Source organism: Streptomyces hydrogenans (genome assembly GCF_014656075.1).
Taxonomy (GTDB): domain Bacteria; phylum Actinomycetota; class Actinomycetes; order Streptomycetales; family Streptomycetaceae; genus Streptomyces; species Streptomyces hydrogenans.
Map to the genome: position 1 here is coordinate 1 of NZ_BNBS01000019.1, position 13,737 is coordinate 13,737.

General features: G+C 75.7%; 11 protein-coding genes. 8 read left to right on the forward strand and 3 right to left on the reverse strand.

Annotated features, from left to right (window positions below; translation table 11 throughout):
- The 5 genes from IE321_RS10845 to IE321_RS10865 form a co-directional block, all read left to right on the forward strand.
- Positions 1–777, forward strand: a 777-nt coding sequence (locus IE321_RS10845; RefSeq protein WP_190222643.1) for a CobD/CbiB family cobalamin biosynthesis protein, incomplete at its 5' end; no start/stop codon positions are given.
- Positions 774–2,282: a cobyric acid synthase gene (locus IE321_RS10850; protein ID WP_043219482.1), complete on the forward strand. Its 1,509-nt coding sequence runs from the start codon at positions 774–776 to the stop codon at positions 2,280–2,282. The genes IE321_RS10845 and IE321_RS10850, both read left to right, overlap by 4 nt.
- Positions 2,283–2,463: 181 nt before the next feature.
- Positions 2,464–4,503 (forward strand): putative cobaltochelatase, encoded by a 2,040-nt coding sequence (locus IE321_RS10855; RefSeq protein WP_190222644.1) that lies wholly within the window; start codon positions 2,464–2,466, stop codon positions 4,501–4,503.
- Positions 4,503–5,111, forward strand: coding sequence for a cob(I)yrinic acid a,c-diamide adenosyltransferase (gene cobO, locus IE321_RS10860; RefSeq protein WP_043219477.1), 609 nt, complete (start codon positions 4,503–4,505; stop codon positions 5,109–5,111). Before IE321_RS10855 ends, cobO begins: the two co-directional genes overlap by 1 nt.
- Positions 5,105–6,445, forward strand: a complete 1,341-nt coding sequence (locus IE321_RS10865; RefSeq protein WP_190222645.1) for a cobyrinic acid a,c-diamide synthase CobB — start codon at positions 5,105–5,107, stop codon at positions 6,443–6,445. Before cobO ends, IE321_RS10865 begins: the two co-directional genes overlap by 7 nt.
- A gap of 2 nt (positions 6,446–6,447) precedes the next feature.
- On the opposite strand, the gene IE321_RS10870 is transcribed toward IE321_RS10865, so the two are convergent.
- Positions 6,448–7,176, reverse strand: a complete 729-nt coding sequence (locus IE321_RS10870; RefSeq protein WP_043219474.1) for a ZIP family metal transporter — start codon at positions 7,174–7,176, stop codon at positions 6,448–6,450.
- A 21-nt stretch (positions 7,177–7,197) separates the two neighbouring features.
- On the opposite strand from IE321_RS10870, the gene cobC reads away from it, so the two are divergent.
- Positions 7,198–8,850: an Rv2231c family histidinol phosphate aminotransferase CobC gene (cobC, locus tag IE321_RS10875; RefSeq protein ID WP_226651706.1), complete on the forward strand. Its 1,653-nt coding sequence runs from the start codon at positions 7,198–7,200 to the stop codon at positions 8,848–8,850.
- 91 nt (positions 8,851–8,941) lie between these two features.
- On the opposite strand, the gene IE321_RS10880 is transcribed toward cobC, so the two are convergent.
- Both IE321_RS10880 and IE321_RS10885 read right to left on the reverse strand, forming a co-directional pair.
- Positions 8,942–9,952: an SCO1860 family LAETG-anchored protein gene (locus IE321_RS10880; RefSeq protein ID WP_190222646.1), complete on the reverse strand. Its 1,011-nt coding sequence runs from the start codon at positions 9,950–9,952 to the stop codon at positions 8,942–8,944.
- A 319-nt stretch (positions 9,953–10,271) separates the two neighbouring features.
- Positions 10,272–10,991, reverse strand: a complete 720-nt coding sequence (locus IE321_RS10885) for a siderophore-interacting protein (RefSeq protein WP_190222647.1) — start codon at positions 10,989–10,991, stop codon at positions 10,272–10,274.
- A gap of 103 nt (positions 10,992–11,094) precedes the next feature.
- Here IE321_RS10885 and IE321_RS10890 point away from each other — a divergent pair, with 103 nt between their 5' ends.
- Both IE321_RS10890 and IE321_RS10895 read left to right on the forward strand, forming a co-directional pair.
- Complete coding sequence (locus IE321_RS10890) at positions 11,095–13,170, forward strand: penicillin acylase family protein (protein WP_229916370.1); 2,076 nt, start codon at positions 11,095–11,097, stop codon at positions 13,168–13,170.
- Positions 13,167–13,733 carry a GNAT family N-acetyltransferase gene (locus tag IE321_RS10895; protein ID WP_190222649.1) on the forward strand — a complete coding sequence of 189 codons (567 nt, stop codon included), beginning with the start codon at positions 13,167–13,169 and terminating at the stop codon, positions 13,731–13,733. Before IE321_RS10890 ends, IE321_RS10895 begins: the two co-directional genes overlap by 4 nt.
- Positions 13,734–13,737 lie beyond the last annotated feature (4 nt).

A 13,737-nucleotide genomic window follows, 5' to 3' on the forward strand; every position in this document is an offset into this window, starting at 1 on the left:
GCCGGCCCCACCGCCGAGGCGCTCGCCGCCCGCGCGGTCCGGGACAGCCGCGCCGCCTCCGCCGCGCTAACCGCCGCCGCCGTGTGGGCCGTCGTCGGCGGTACGACCCTGGGCCGCGAGGCCCGGGCCATCGGCGGGGCGCTCGCCGCCGGCGACCTGGAGGTCGCCCGGGAGCGGATGCCGCACCTCGTGGGGCGCGACCCGGAGGCCCTGGACGGGCCCGCGATGGCCCGCGCGGTCGTCGAGTCCGTCGCCGAGAACACCTCCGACGCCGTCGTCGGCGCCCTCGTCTGGGGCGCCGTCGCGGGCGTGCCGGGGCTGCTCGGCTTCCGCGCCGTCAACACCCTGGACGCCATGGTCGGCCACCGGTCCCCCCGCTACCGGCGCTACGGCTGGGCCTCCGCCCGCCTCGACGACCTGGCCGGCTGGCCGGGCGCCCGGCTCGCCGCCGCCCTCGCCGCCGTGGCCGGCGCCCCGGACGGGGACCCGCGCGGGGCCGTACGGGCCTGGCGGGCGGACGCCGGCAAGCACCCCAGCCCCAATGCCGGACCGGTCGAGGCGGCGTTCGCGGGCGCCCTCGGGGTACGGCTCGGGGGGACGCTCTCGTACGGCGGGCGGGTCGAGCACCGGCCCGTCCTCAACGGCGGCGGGCGGCCCGTCGAGGTCGCCGACATCGACCGGGCCGTCCGGCTCTCCCGCCGGGTGACCTGGCTGACCCTGGCCGCCTGTGTGGGCGGCCGGATCCTGACGGACACGGTGAAGCGGAGGACGAAGTGAGAGGTGGGGGGCTGCTCGTCGCCGGGACGACCTCGGACGCGGGCAAGAGCGTCGTCACGGCGGGCATCTGCCGCTGGCTGGTCCGGCAGGGCGTCAAGGTGGCGCCGTTCAAGGGGCAGAACATGTCCCTCAACTCCTTCGTCACCCGCGAGGGCGCGGAGATCGGCCGCGCGCAGGCCATGCAGGCGCAGGCCGCCCGCGTCGAGCCGACCGCGCTGATGAACCCGGTCCTGCTCAAGCCGGGCGGCGACCGGTCCAGCCAGGTCGTCCTCATGGGCAAGCCGGTCGGCGAGATGAGCGCCCGCGGCTACCACGGCGGGCGCCAGCAGACCCTCTTCGAGCCGGTGCTCGCCTGCCTGGAGGAGCTGCGGGCCACCCACGACGCGGTGATCTGCGAGGGCGCGGGCAGCCCCGCCGAGATCAACCTGCGGCGCACCGACATCGTCAACATGGGCATCGCGCGGGCCGCGCGGCTGCCGGTCGTCGTCGTCGGCGACATCGACCGGGGCGGGGTCTTCGCCCAGTTCTTCGGCACCACCGCGCTGCTCGCGCCCGAGGACCAGGAGCTGATCGCCGGCTATCTGGTGAACAAGTTCCGCGGTGACGTGACGCTGCTCGAACCCGGGCTCGACATGCTGCACGGGCTCACCGGGCGCCGGACCTTCGGCGTGCTGCCGTACGCGCACGGGCTCGGCATCGACGAGGAGGACGGCCTGCGGGTCTCGCTGCGGGGCACCGTGCGCGAGTCCGTCGTCGCGCCGCCGCTCGGCGCCGACGTGCTGCGGGTCGCGGTCTGCGCCGTCCCCCTCATGTCGAACTTCACCGACGTGGACGCGCTGGCCGCCGAGCCGGGCGTGATCGTGCGGTTCGTGGACCGGCCGGAGGAGCTGGCCGACGCGGACCTGGTCGTCGTGCCCGGCACCCGCGGCACGGTCAAGGCCCTGGCGTGGCTGCGCGAGCGCGGCCTCGCCGACGCGCTCGCCCGGCGGGCCGCCGAGGGGCGTCCCGTGCTGGGGATCTGCGGCGGCTTCCAGGTGCTCGGCGAGCACATCGAGGACGAGGTCGAGTCGAGGGCGGGCGCCGTCGAGGCCCTGGGGCTGCTGCCCGTACGGGTCCGGTTCGCGCGCGAGAAGACCCTCGCCCGGCCGGTCGGCGAGGCTCTCGGGGAACGGGTCGAGGGGTACGAGATCCACCACGGCGTCGCGGACGTGCGCGGCGGGGAGCCGTTCCTGGACGGGTGCCGGGTCGGCGCCGTCTGGGGCACCCACTGGCACGGCTCCCTGGAGAGCGACGGCTTCCGGCGGGCCTTCCTCCGGGAGGTCGCGGCGGCCGCCGGACGGGCCTTCGTCCCGGCCCCGGACACGTCCTTCGGCACCTTGCGCGAGGAGCAGCTGGACCGCCTCGGCGACCTCATCGAGGAGCACGCCGACACGGACGCGCTGCTGCGGCTCGTCGAGGAGGGGGCCCCGAAGGGGCTGCCGTTCGTACCGCCGGGCGCGCCGTGAACGGCACGCGGGGCGGGGGCGCGGCGCGGGCGCGCCGCGCGTCGGCGACGCCCGGTCTCCGGCCGGGCCGGGGTTCTCACCCGCACCACCCGTGCGGCTCGGCGACTCCCCCGCGGGTGGCCCCCGCGGGCGGTCGCCCGCCGTCGGCGGCCGTCAGTCAACTTCTGGAGAGGAACACGCGATGAGCACCCGGTATCCGTTCACCGCCGTCGTCGGGATGGACGATCTGCGGCTCGCCCTGCTGCTCAACGCCGTGTCGCCGGCCGTGGGCGGGGTGCTCGTGCGCGGCGAGAAGGGGACCGCCAAGTCCACCGCCGTGCGGGCGCTCGCCGAGCTGCTGCCCCAGGTGGCCGTGGTCGCCGGGTGCAGGTTCAGCTGTGATCCCGTCTCGCCCGATCCCGGGTGCCCGGACGGGCCGCACGGGGACGGGGGCGCGGACGCGCGGCCCGCGCGGATGGTCGAGCTGCCCGTGGGCGCCTCCGAGGACCGGCTGGTCGGGTCGCTCGACATCGAGAAGGCGCTCGCCGACGGCGTGAAGGCCTTCGAGCCCGGGCTGCTGGCCGCCGCCCACCGGGGGATCCTCTACGTCGACGAGGTCAACCTGCTGAGCGACCACCTGATCGACCATCTCCTCGACGCCGCCGCCATGGGCGCCTCGCACGTCGAGCGCGAGGGCGTCTCCGTGCGGCACGCGGCGCGGTTCCTGCTCGTCGGGACGATGAACCCCGAGGAGGGGGAGCTGCGGCCGCAGCTGCTCGACCGCTTCGGGCTGACCGTGGAGGTGGCCGCCTCGCGGGTGCCCGAGGAGCGGGTCGAGGTGGTGCGGCGCAGGCTCGCGTTCGAGGACGATCCGGCCGGGTTCGCCGGGCGGTGGGCCGGCGAGGAGGCCGCGCTGCGGGAGCGGATCGTCGCCGCGCGGGAGCTGCTGCCGAAGGTGGCCCTCGGGGACGCCGTGCTGCTCCAGATCGCCGCCACCTGCGCCGCGTTCGAGGTCGACGGCATGCGCGCCGACATCGTCATGGCCCGGACCGCGACCGCGCTCGCCGCCTGGGCGGGGCGGGAGGAGGTCACGAGCGAGGACGTGCGGCGGGCCGCGCTGCTCGCGCTCCCGCACCGGCGGCGGCGCAACCCCTTCGACGCGCCGGGGATGGACGAGGACAAGCTCGACGAGACCCTGGAGCGGTTCAAGGGGGACGAGCCCGAGGACGACCCGGACCCGGGGCCGGACGGACCGGGGGACGGCGGGCCCGGTGGCGGCGGCGGGGTGCCGCCGCAGGGCGGTGAGGGGCCCGCGCCCGAGACCGACGGCGTACCGGAACAGGCGCCCGCCCAGACGCCCGAGCCCGAGCACGCGCCCCGGGGCGCGGCCGGTGAGCGGGCCGCCGTGAAGGCCGGCGAGCCGTTCCGTACGAAGACGCTCAGCGTGCCCGGGCTCGGCGAGGGCGCCGCCGGGCGGCGTTCGCGGGCCCGGACCCAGAACGGCCGGACCACCGGGGCGACCCGCCCCCGGGGCACGCTGACCAAGCTGCACCTGTCGGCGACCGTACGGGCCGCCGCCCCGCACCAGCGGGCGCGCGGGCGGTCCGGTGCGGGCCTCGTGGTGCGCCGGGACGATCTGCGGCAGGCGGTGCGGGAGGGGCGCGAGGGGAACCTGGTGCTGTTCGTCGTGGACGCCTCCGGGTCGATGGCGGCGCGCAGGCGGATGGGCGCCGTGAAGGGCGCCGTGCTGTCGCTGCTGCTCGACGCCTACCAGCGGCGGGACAAGGTGGGTCTGGTGACCTTCCGGGGGCGGGCCGCCGAGCTGGCGCTGCCGCCGACGTCCTCCGTGGACGCGGCCGCCGCCCGCCTGGAGGAGCTGCCGACCGGAGGGCGCACGCCACTGTCCGCCGGGCTCCTGAAGGCGCGCGACGTGCTGCGGGTGGAGCGGCTGCGGGACCCCTCGCGACGGCCGCTGCTGGTGGTCGTGACCGACGGGCGGGCCACCGGCGGCGGTCCCGACCCGGTGGGGCTGGCCGCGCGGGCCGCGCGGCTGCACGCCGCCGACGGCACGGCGAGCGTCGTCGTGGACTGCGAGGCGGGCCCGGTGCGGCTCGGTCTGGCCGGGGACCTCGCCCGTCATCTGGGCGGCACCGCCGTCACCCTGGACGAACTGCGGGCCGACGCGATCGCCGGGCTCGTACGAGAAGCGCAAGTCAACCGCTCTGTCAGGAGGGCCGCTTAATGCCGCAGGGACAGCCGACCGTCGTGCCCGACGACGGCCTCACGACCCGTCAGCGCCGCAACCGGGCGCTGGTGATGGTGCACACGGGCGTCGGCAAGGGGAAGTCGACGGCCGCCTTCGGGATGGCGCTGCGCGCCTGGAACCAGGGCTGGCCGATCGGGGTGTTCCAGTTCGTGAAGTCCGCCAAGTGGAAGGTCGGCGAGGAGAACGCCCTCAAGGCGCTCGGCGAGACCGGCAAGGGCGGCACGGTCACCTGGAACAAGATGGGCGAGGGCTGGTCCTGGATCCAGCGCGAGGTCGCCGAGGGCGAGCAGTCGCACGAGGACAAGGCGCGCGAGGGCTGGGAGCAGGTCAAGCGGGACCTGGCCGAGGAGCGGTACAAGTTCTACGTCCTCGACGAGTTCGCGTACCTCCTCCACTGGGGCTGGATCGACGTGAAGGAGGTCGTCGAGGTGCTGCGGGACCGTCCCGGCCACCAGCACGTCGTCATCACCGGGCGGAACGCGCCGCAGGAGCTGGTCGACTTCGCCGACCTCGTCACCGACATGTCCAAGGTCAAGCACCCGATGGACGCCGGTCAGAAGGGCCAGCGGGGCATCGAGTGGTAGCACGTCTCGTCATCGCGGCGCCGTCGTCGGGCGCGGGCAAGACCACGGTGGCGACCGGCCTGATGGCCGCGTTCGCCTCCCGCGGCCTGTCCGTCTCCCCGCACAAGGTGGGGCCCGACTACATCGACCCGGGCTACCACGCGCTCGCCACCGGCCGCCCGGGCCGCAACCTCGACGCGTACATGTGCGGGACGGAGCTGGTCGCCCCGCTCTTCGCGCACGGATCGCGCGGCTGCGACCTGGCCGTGGTCGAGGGCGTGATGGGGCTGTACGACGGCGCCGCGGGCCAGGGCGAACTGGCCTCCACCGCGCAGGTCGCCAAGCTGCTGCGGGCGCCGGTGGTGCTGGTCGTCGACGCGTCCTCGCAGTCGCGGTCGGTGGCCGCCCTGGTGCACGGCTTCGCCTCCTGGGACCCCCAGGTGCGGCTCGGCGGGGTGATCCTCAACAAGGTCGCGAGCGACCGGCACGAGGAGCTGCTGCGGGAGGCGCTGGAGGAGTCCGGGGTGCCGGTGCTGGGGGTGCTGCGGCGGGCGCCCGCCGTGGCGACGCCCTCGCGGCACCTGGGGCTGATCCCGGTCGCCGAGCGGCAGGCGCAGGCCGTCGACGCGGTGGCCGCGCAGGCGGAGCAGGTGCGGAACGGCTGCGACCTGGAGGGGCTGCTGGCCCTCGCCCGGTCGGCGCCGCCGCTGGACGCCGAGGCGCGGGCGCCGCCCGCCGCGCCGCCCGCGACGGGGCGGCGGCCGGTGGTCGCGGTCGCCGGCGGGTCCGCGTTCACCTTCTCGTACGCCGAGCACGGGGAGCTGCTGCGGGCCGCCGGGGCCGAGGTCGTCACCTTCGACCCGCTGCGGGACGAGTCGCTGCCCGAGGGCACGTCCGGTCTGGTCATAGGCGGCGGGTTCCCCGAGATGTACGCGGCCGAACTGGCCGCCAACGAGCCGCTGCGGAAGGCGGTGGCCGGGCTCGCGGCGTCCGGGGCGCCGGTCGCCGCCGAGTGCGCCGGGCTGCTGTACCTGGCGCGGTCGCTGGACGGGACCCCGATGTGCGGGGTGCTGGACGCGGACGCGCGGATGTCGGAGCGGCTGACCCTCGGGTACCGGGACGCGGTGGCGGTGAACGACAGCGTCCTCGCGCCCTCCGGGACGCGGATGCGCGGGCACGAGTTCCACCGGACGGTGATCGAGCCGGGCGCCGGTCCGCTCGCCGCCTGGGGGCTGCGACAGCCGGAGCGGAGGGTGGAGGGCTTCGTGCGGGGCGGGGTGCACGCCAGCTACGTGCACACGCACTGGGCGGGCGCCCCCGGCGTCGCCGCGCGGTTCGTCGGGCACTGCGGGTGAGCTCAGCCGCCCGAGAGGCCCACCACGAGCCAGATGAAGCCGACGCCCGCGACCGTGCAGAGCAGGGTGGAGCGGGCGGGGTGTTCGTGGTGGGCCTCGGGGAGGATCTCGGCGGCGGCCAGGTAGAGCAGGGCGCCGCCGAAGAAGCCGAGATAGGCGCCGAGGAGTTCCTCCGGAAGGGTGAGGAACGTGGCGAGGGCGGCGCCGGCGATCGGCGCGAGCGCGTCGGCGAAGAGCATGGCGAGGGCCTTCCGGCGCTCGTTCCCGTACAGGCTGGTGAGCGTGTACGTGTTGAAGCCGTCCGCGAAGTCGTGGGTGACGACGGCGAGCGCGACCGTGGCCCCCATGCCGCCGCCGACCTGGAAGGCGGCGCCGAGCGCGATGCCGTCCATGAGGCTGTGCAGCACCATGGCGCCGGCCGCCACGAGCCCGACCTGAGGGGTGCGCTCCCCCGCCTCGGCGCCGTGTGCCGCGCGGCGGGTGGCGAGGAGCCGCTCCACCACGTGGGCGAAGAGGAAGCCGCCGACGAAGAGCAGCAGGGCCTCGGGGACGCCGAAGACCTCGGTCCCGGCCGCCTCCAGCGCCTCGGGCAGCAGGTCGAGTCCGACGACGCCGAGCATCAGTCCGCCGGCGAGGCCGAGGACGAGGTGCCGGCGGTCGGTGACGCGCTGCGCGACCCAGCCGCCGAAGAGCGTCATCAGGAACGCGCCGAGCGCGACGACTACAGCCATGGCCCCTTGCTATCGGATCGGGTGCCGGGTGTGCACATCGGCGTCGGGGCCCGGTCGGGCACCCCGGCGGAGGAGATCCTGGTCCTGGTCCGGTCGGCGCTGGCCGAGCTGTCGGGGCCGGCGGGACCGGCAGGGGCTGGGCACGCCCGCGGGGGCGGGGCGGACCCGGGGGCGGCCGGGCCGTCGGGGCGCGTGCGGGTGGCCGGGCTCGCCACGCTGGACGCGCGGGTGGCGGAGCCGGGGATCGTGGCGGTGGCGGCGCGGCTCGGGGTGCCGGTGACGGGGTTCCCGGCGGAGGAGCTGGCCGGGGTGGCCGTGCCGCATCCGTCCCGGGTGGCGGAGGCGGCGACGGGGACGGCGTCGGTGGCGGAGGCGGCGGCGCTGCGGGCGGCGGGGCCGGGGGCGGTGCTGCTGGTGCCGAAGCGGAAGGGGCGTCGCGCGACCTGCGCGATAGCCGGTTTCGTACTGATTCATCCGGACAAAGCAGGCTGTTGTCCGGACGAAGTGACGTCCGTCGCACGGTTGTTGCCCTTGACGTGCGGGTACATCGCTGGCGAGCCTGACTCACCCCACATCCCCACCCCCCACACGACGGCGGACATGGACACCCACACGGACGGCCCCCACACGGGCAGCCACGCCCACGACCTGCGTCATCACGGTGACGCCGAGGTCCGGGACGAGAAACTCGTCGACCTCGCGGTCAATGTCCGGACGGCCACCCCGCCGGACTGGCTGCGGGAGCGCATCGCGCATTCCCTCACCTCGCTGGCCGCCTACCCCGACGGACGCTCGGCCCGCGCGGCGGTGGCCGAGCGGCACGACCTGCCGCCGGGGCGGGTGCTGCTGACCTCGGGCGCGGCGGAGGCGTTCGTGCTGCTCGCGCGGGCGCTGCCGGTGCGCCGGCCGGTGGTGGTGCATCCGCAGTTCACCGAGCCGGAGGCGGCGCTGCGGGACGCCGGGCACGAGGTGGGCCGGGTCCTGCTGCGCGAGGAGGACGGCTTCCGGCTGGATCCGGCGGCGGTGCCCGAGGACGCGGACCTGGTGGTGATCGGGAACCCGACCAACCCGACCTCGGTGCTGCATCCGGCGGAGACGATCGCGGCGCTGGCGCGGCCGGGGCGGTACCTGGTCGTGGACGAGGCGTTCATGGACGCGGTGCCGGGCGAGCGGGAGGCGCTGGCCGGGCGGACGGACGTGCCGGGTCTGGTGGTGCTGCGGAGCCTGACGAAGACCTGGGGCCTGGCGGGGCTGCGCATCGGCTATGTGCTCGCGGAGCCGGAGACGGTGGCCCTGCTGGAGCGGGCGCAGCCGCTGTGGCCGGTGTCGACGCCGGCACTGGTGGCGGCGGAGGCGTGCATGACGCGGGCCGCGCTGGCGGAGGCGGAGCACGCCGCGCACCGGATCGGGACGGAGCGGGCGCACCTGCTGGCGGGGCTGGCGGAGTTCGACGAGGTGCGGACGGTGGAGGCGGCCGAGGGGCCGTTCGTGCTGATCCGGATCGAGGGGGCGGACGGGGTCCGGGAGCGGCTGCGGCTGCTGGGGTTCGCGGCGCGGCGCGGGGACACCTTCCCGGGTCTCGACCGGCATTGGCTGCGGCTCGCGGTCCGGGACCGGGCGACGACGAATCGTTTCCTCCAGGCGTTGGACCAGGCACTGCTGCTGGGCGGCTGAGCGGGGCGGCGCGGGCCGGGCGGTGTCGTCACACCGTCCGGCCCGGGCCGGTTCCCCCTGCGTCCCCCGACGCGGTGTCCCCCTCGGGCGGTCAGCCCCGGGCGCGGGAGCGGGTCAGGGCGACGGCGCCGCCGCCGGCCAGGACGAGGGCGAGGGCGCCGCCCGCGATGTACGGGGTGGCGGAGCTGCCGCCGGTCTCGGCGAGGTTCTGCGTCGGGGTGGATCCGCCGTTGTTGGTCTTGATCCCGCCGTCGCCCTTGGGCTCGGTGGGCTGCGGCGAGGGCTGCTCGGACGGCTGCTCGGTGGGCTCCTGGGTGGGCTGCTCGGTGGGCTTCTCGGTGGGCTTCTCCGTCGGCTTCTCGGTCGGGGCCGGGCCGTCGGGCGTCTCGCAGGTGGCCTGGGCGAGGGTGACGGTGCCCTTGACCTTGGCGACGCCGAGGTTGAGCGGGTTGACCTCCACGTTCAGCTCCAGGGCCGTGGCGGCGGCGGTGCGGCTGGTGGTGTTGGTGCGGGAGAGGTCCAGCGTGACGCGGCCGACGGCGGGCACGTCGAGTTCGGTGCGGCCGCCGGCGGTGAGCGTGACCTTCTTGCCGAGGGCGCGGACGTACCCGAGGACGTTGGAGTCGGCGACCGGCTTCTTCCCGGCCTCGCAGACGGCCTTGGAGGTGACCTTCTCGACCTCGACGATGGCGAGGGAGGGCAGGCCGGGCACGTGGACGCGGGCCTTGGCGAGGTTGACGTACCCCTCGGCCCTGCGCTCGTCGACGGTGGCGGTCGAGGTGGCGACGTCGGCGGTGAGGATGTCGATGGGCTTGCCGCCCTCCGCGCCCTGCACCTTCACGCTGAGCGCGGTCTCGCTCTCGCTCTCGGGCGCCGTGACCTCGTTGAGGCTCGCGCGGACCGGGATCTTCACGGTCTCGCCGAGGAGGGAGACGTCGAGTCCGGCGCGCAGCACGACGGCGCCGGCGCGGCCTTCGCGGTGCTCTCCGTCGGTCGCCTGCGCGGCGGGGGCCGCGAGGAGCACGGGGCCGACGACCAGGGCGGCGACGGCCGCGGCGGCGGCGGTGCGGCGGACGGGCGCGCGGAAGGTGTTGCTGTTCAAGATGGTGGAACCCCCACAGAAGACATGGCGTCGCCGGCCGCTCACCACGGGGACGGTGGGTCTGCGCGGCGGCGGCGACTTGAGACACCGGAATCTTTACGCACGGAGAGTGAACCGACAGTCGCCTGACGTGAGTTCACTCCAAAGGGGGGTTTCCGTGTTCATATTCGATTTAATTCGACACAACCGTTCCCCGTCGCCCCGCGTGTTACCTCCGTAGGGGTGCGTCAGGGTCGCGCGCGGGCCCGCACGGACGAAGAAAACGATCCGCGCCCCCGAGGGGTCACGGATCGTCAACGTCACGCCGGGGCGGAACGGTTCAGCTCGGGCGCCAGTAACCGAGCGCGTGCACGCGCTCCTTGGGCAGCCCCAGCTCCTTGCGGGCGTAGGAGGCGAGCGCACGGGTGGTCGCGGTGTCGCAGGCGATCCACACGTACGCCTCCGGACCGGCGAGCGCGGGGAGTTCGTCCCGCACCCGCTGGACGAGGGCGGCGCCGGCCCGCTGCCGGGGCACCCGGCGCAGCTCGTGGCGGTCCGGGTCGGTGCGGAAGGGCAGTTCCTCGTCGGAGGCGTGCTGGGTCTCGAACCAGATGGTGGCCGGGAGGTCCGGGTGGGCGTCGAGCAGCGAGTTCACGGCCGGCAGCGAGGCCGGGTCGCCGATGACCAGCAGCCGCTCGGGCCGGGGTTCGGGGGTCTCGAAGCCGGTGCCCTGGAGGGTGGCGTCGACGGTGTCGCCGGGGGCGCAGTCGCGGGCCCAGTGGCTGGCGGGGCCGTCGTGGAGGGCGAACTCCAGGCTGAAGGTGCCGGCCTCCGGGTCGGGGTCGACCAGGGTGTAGCCGCGCTGGTGCGGCTTGCCCGCGTTCTCGAACCAGATCCGGACCCACATCGTCGGGTGGACCCCGGCGGCGGCGAGCAGCCCGCCGTCCGTGAAGTGGACCCTCCGGTAGTCCTCGGTGACCCGCTCGGCCCCCGTGACGGTGAACGTGAAGTCCTTGGCGCCCATCAGCTTGAGAACGGCACCCTGCCATCCGTGCCCCACCGCGTGCTCCTCCCCCGGACCCATGGGTTACTTTGGGTCGGCGATTAATTTAGGCCAGCCTAACCTAACGACATCTGGAAGCACACGGACGGGATCGGATCGGGTGAGCATCGAGGTCTACCGGGACGCGTACGGCGTCCCCCATCTGCGCGCCGCCGACCCGGCGGAACTGGCCTTCGCGCAGGGCCGGGTCACCGCGCGGGACCGCGCCTGGCAGCTGGAGGTCGAGCGCCACCGGGCTCAGGGCACCACCGCCGCCTTCCTCGGCGCGGCCGAGGCCGGCTGGGACGTCTTCGTCCGCCGGGCCCGGCTCGCCGACACCGCGCGCCGCTGCCTGGCCCGCCTGGAGGAGCACGACCCGGAGACCGCCGACTGGGTGCGGGCCTACGTGGACGGGGTGAACGACGGCCTGGCCGAAGGCGCCCGCCGCGCCCCCGAGTTCGCCGCCACCGGGCTCGCCGCCGGCCGCTGGGAGGCGTGGACGCCGCTGGCCGTCTGGCTCTCCACCCACATCCTCTTCGCCGGGTTCCCGACCAAGCTGTGGCGCGAGCGGGTGGCGACCGGGCTGGGCGAGGAGTGGACCGAGCTGTTCGCCGCCGACGGGCCCGCCACGGCCGGCTCCAACGGCTGGCTGGTGACCGGCGAGCGGACCGCGAGCGGCTCCGCCCTGGTGGCCGGCGACCCGCACCGGTTCATCGAGGCGCCGGGCGTCTACCAGCAGATCCGGCTCTCCTGCCCGCGGTACGACGTCGTCGGCCTCGCCGTGCCGGGCGTGCCCGGGCTCGCCCACTTCGGGCACACCGGGCACGTCGCGTGGGCCATCACCAACGCGATGGCCGACTACCAGGACCTCTACCGCGAGCGGCTGCGGCGCGCCGCGGACGGCGGCGTGGAGGCGTACGGCCCCGACGGCTGGCGCCCGGCCGCCGCGCACACCGAGACGGTCGAGGTCTCCGGCGGCGAGCCGGTGACGGTCGAGGTGGTCGAGACCGCCCGCGGCCCGGTCGTCACGGGCGACGGACCGGAGGGGACCGGCGCCGAGTGGGAGGGGCTGAGCCTGCGGTACGTGCCCCGGGTCACCGGCCTGCTGGGCTTCGAGGTCCTGCCGCGGCTGCTCGCCGCCCGCACCGTCGACGAGGTCGACACGGCCCTCGACGGCTGGGTGGAGCCGGTGAACGTGGTGCTGGCCGCCGACACGGACGGCGGGCTGCTGCACCGGGTCGCCGGCCACGTGCCCGTCCGCGACCGGGCCAACTCCCTGCGGCCCGTGCCGGCCTGGGAGCCGGTCCACGCCTGGGCGGCGGAGCCGGCGCCGCTGCCCCGCGCCGCCGTGACCGACGGATACGCGGTGATGGCCAACGCCCGGGGCCTCGCCGCCCCGCTCGGCGTCGAGTTCGCGCCCCCGCACCGCGCCGACCGGATCGCCGCGCTGCTGGACGGCTCCGCCGCCTGGACGCCCGAGGCGACCGCCGCCGTCCACCGCGACACCGACAACCGCGCGGCGGCCCGGCTGCTCGCCGCCGGCGAGGCCGCCGGGGACCTCTCCCCCGCCGCCGCGGACGTCCGGGAGCGGCTGCTCGCCTGGGACCGGCGGATGGCGGCCGACAGCCTCGACGCCGGGCTCTTCGCCGCCGTGCGGGGCGCGGTGGTGCGCGGCCTCGCCGGGCACGAGGCCTTCGCCGGGCTGCGCGGGCCCGCCCCGTACCCCGAGGTGTTCCAGCCCTGGCTGTACCTCGGCCCGCGGGTCGGCCTCGCCCTGGAGACGCTGCTGGTCACCGGCCCGGTGCCGGCCGCCGACGTGCGCCGGATCGTCGCCGGGGCGCTGGAGGAGACCGGCGCGGGCGATCCGCCCGCCGCCTGGGGCGCCACCCACCGGCTCGCGCCCTGGCAGGCGCTCCCCGACCCCGACGACGACCGCTGGCCGGAACTCGGCGGCGACCACGACTGCGTGCTCTCCACCTCCAGCGCCCCCGGCTACACCGACCGCGGCGCCCGGGCCTCCGCCGCCCGGTACGTGTGGGATCTCGCAGACCGCGAACGCAGCGGCTGGATCGTGCCGTTCGGCGCCTCCGGGGTGGCCGGGGACCCGCACCACGAAGACCAACTCCCCCTGTGGCTGCGGGGCGACCTCGCCCCCGTCACCACCGACTGGAACCGCCTCACCAAGGAGCAGGGATGACCACCCCCGTACACGTCCAGACCGTCGAGGGCCTCGGCACCGTCGTCGTCCGGCCCATCGCCCCGGACGCGGACGCCCCGCTCATCCACGCCTGGGTCAACGAGGAGCGGGCGCGCTTCTGGGGCATGAACGGCACCACCGTCGAGCAGGTCCGGGACGTCTACGCGCACCTGGACTCGCTCACCACCCACCACGGCTTCATGGTGGAGCTCGACGGCGAGCCGGTCGCGATCTTCCAGACGTACGAGCCCGAGGCCGACCGGGTCGGCGAGTGCTACGAGGTGGAGGAGGGCGACATCGGCTGCCACCTCTTCGTCGCCCCCAGCACCGCCCCGTCCCACGGCTTCACCGCCGGGCTGCTCACCTCGCTCGTCGCCTACTGCCACCGCGACCACACCCGGATCGTGGTGGAGCCGGACGCGGCGAACGAGAAGGCCGTCGCCCGCATGGCGCGGGCCGGCTTCGAGCTCGGCCCGGAGGTCGTCCTCCCCGAGGTCGACCTGCCGGAGGTCTTCATCCCGGAGAAGAAGGCCCGGCTGGCCTTCCTGCGCCGGGCCGTCTGACCTC

Coding starts and splice junctions, on each gene's coding strand:
- IE321_RS10855 (WP_190222644.1), top strand. CDS start 2,464: ATGAGCACCCGGTATCCGTTCACCGCCGTCGTCGGGATGGACGATCTG.
- cobO (WP_043219477.1), top strand. CDS start 4,503: ATGCCGCAGGGACAGCCGACCGTCGTGCCCGACGACGGCCTCACGACC.
- IE321_RS10870 (WP_043219474.1), bottom strand. CDS start 7,176: ATGGCTGTAGTCGTCGCGCTCGGCGCGTTCCTGATGACGCTCTTCGGC.
- IE321_RS10895 (WP_190222649.1), top strand. CDS start 13,167: ATGACCACCCCCGTACACGTCCAGACCGTCGAGGGCCTCGGCACCGTC.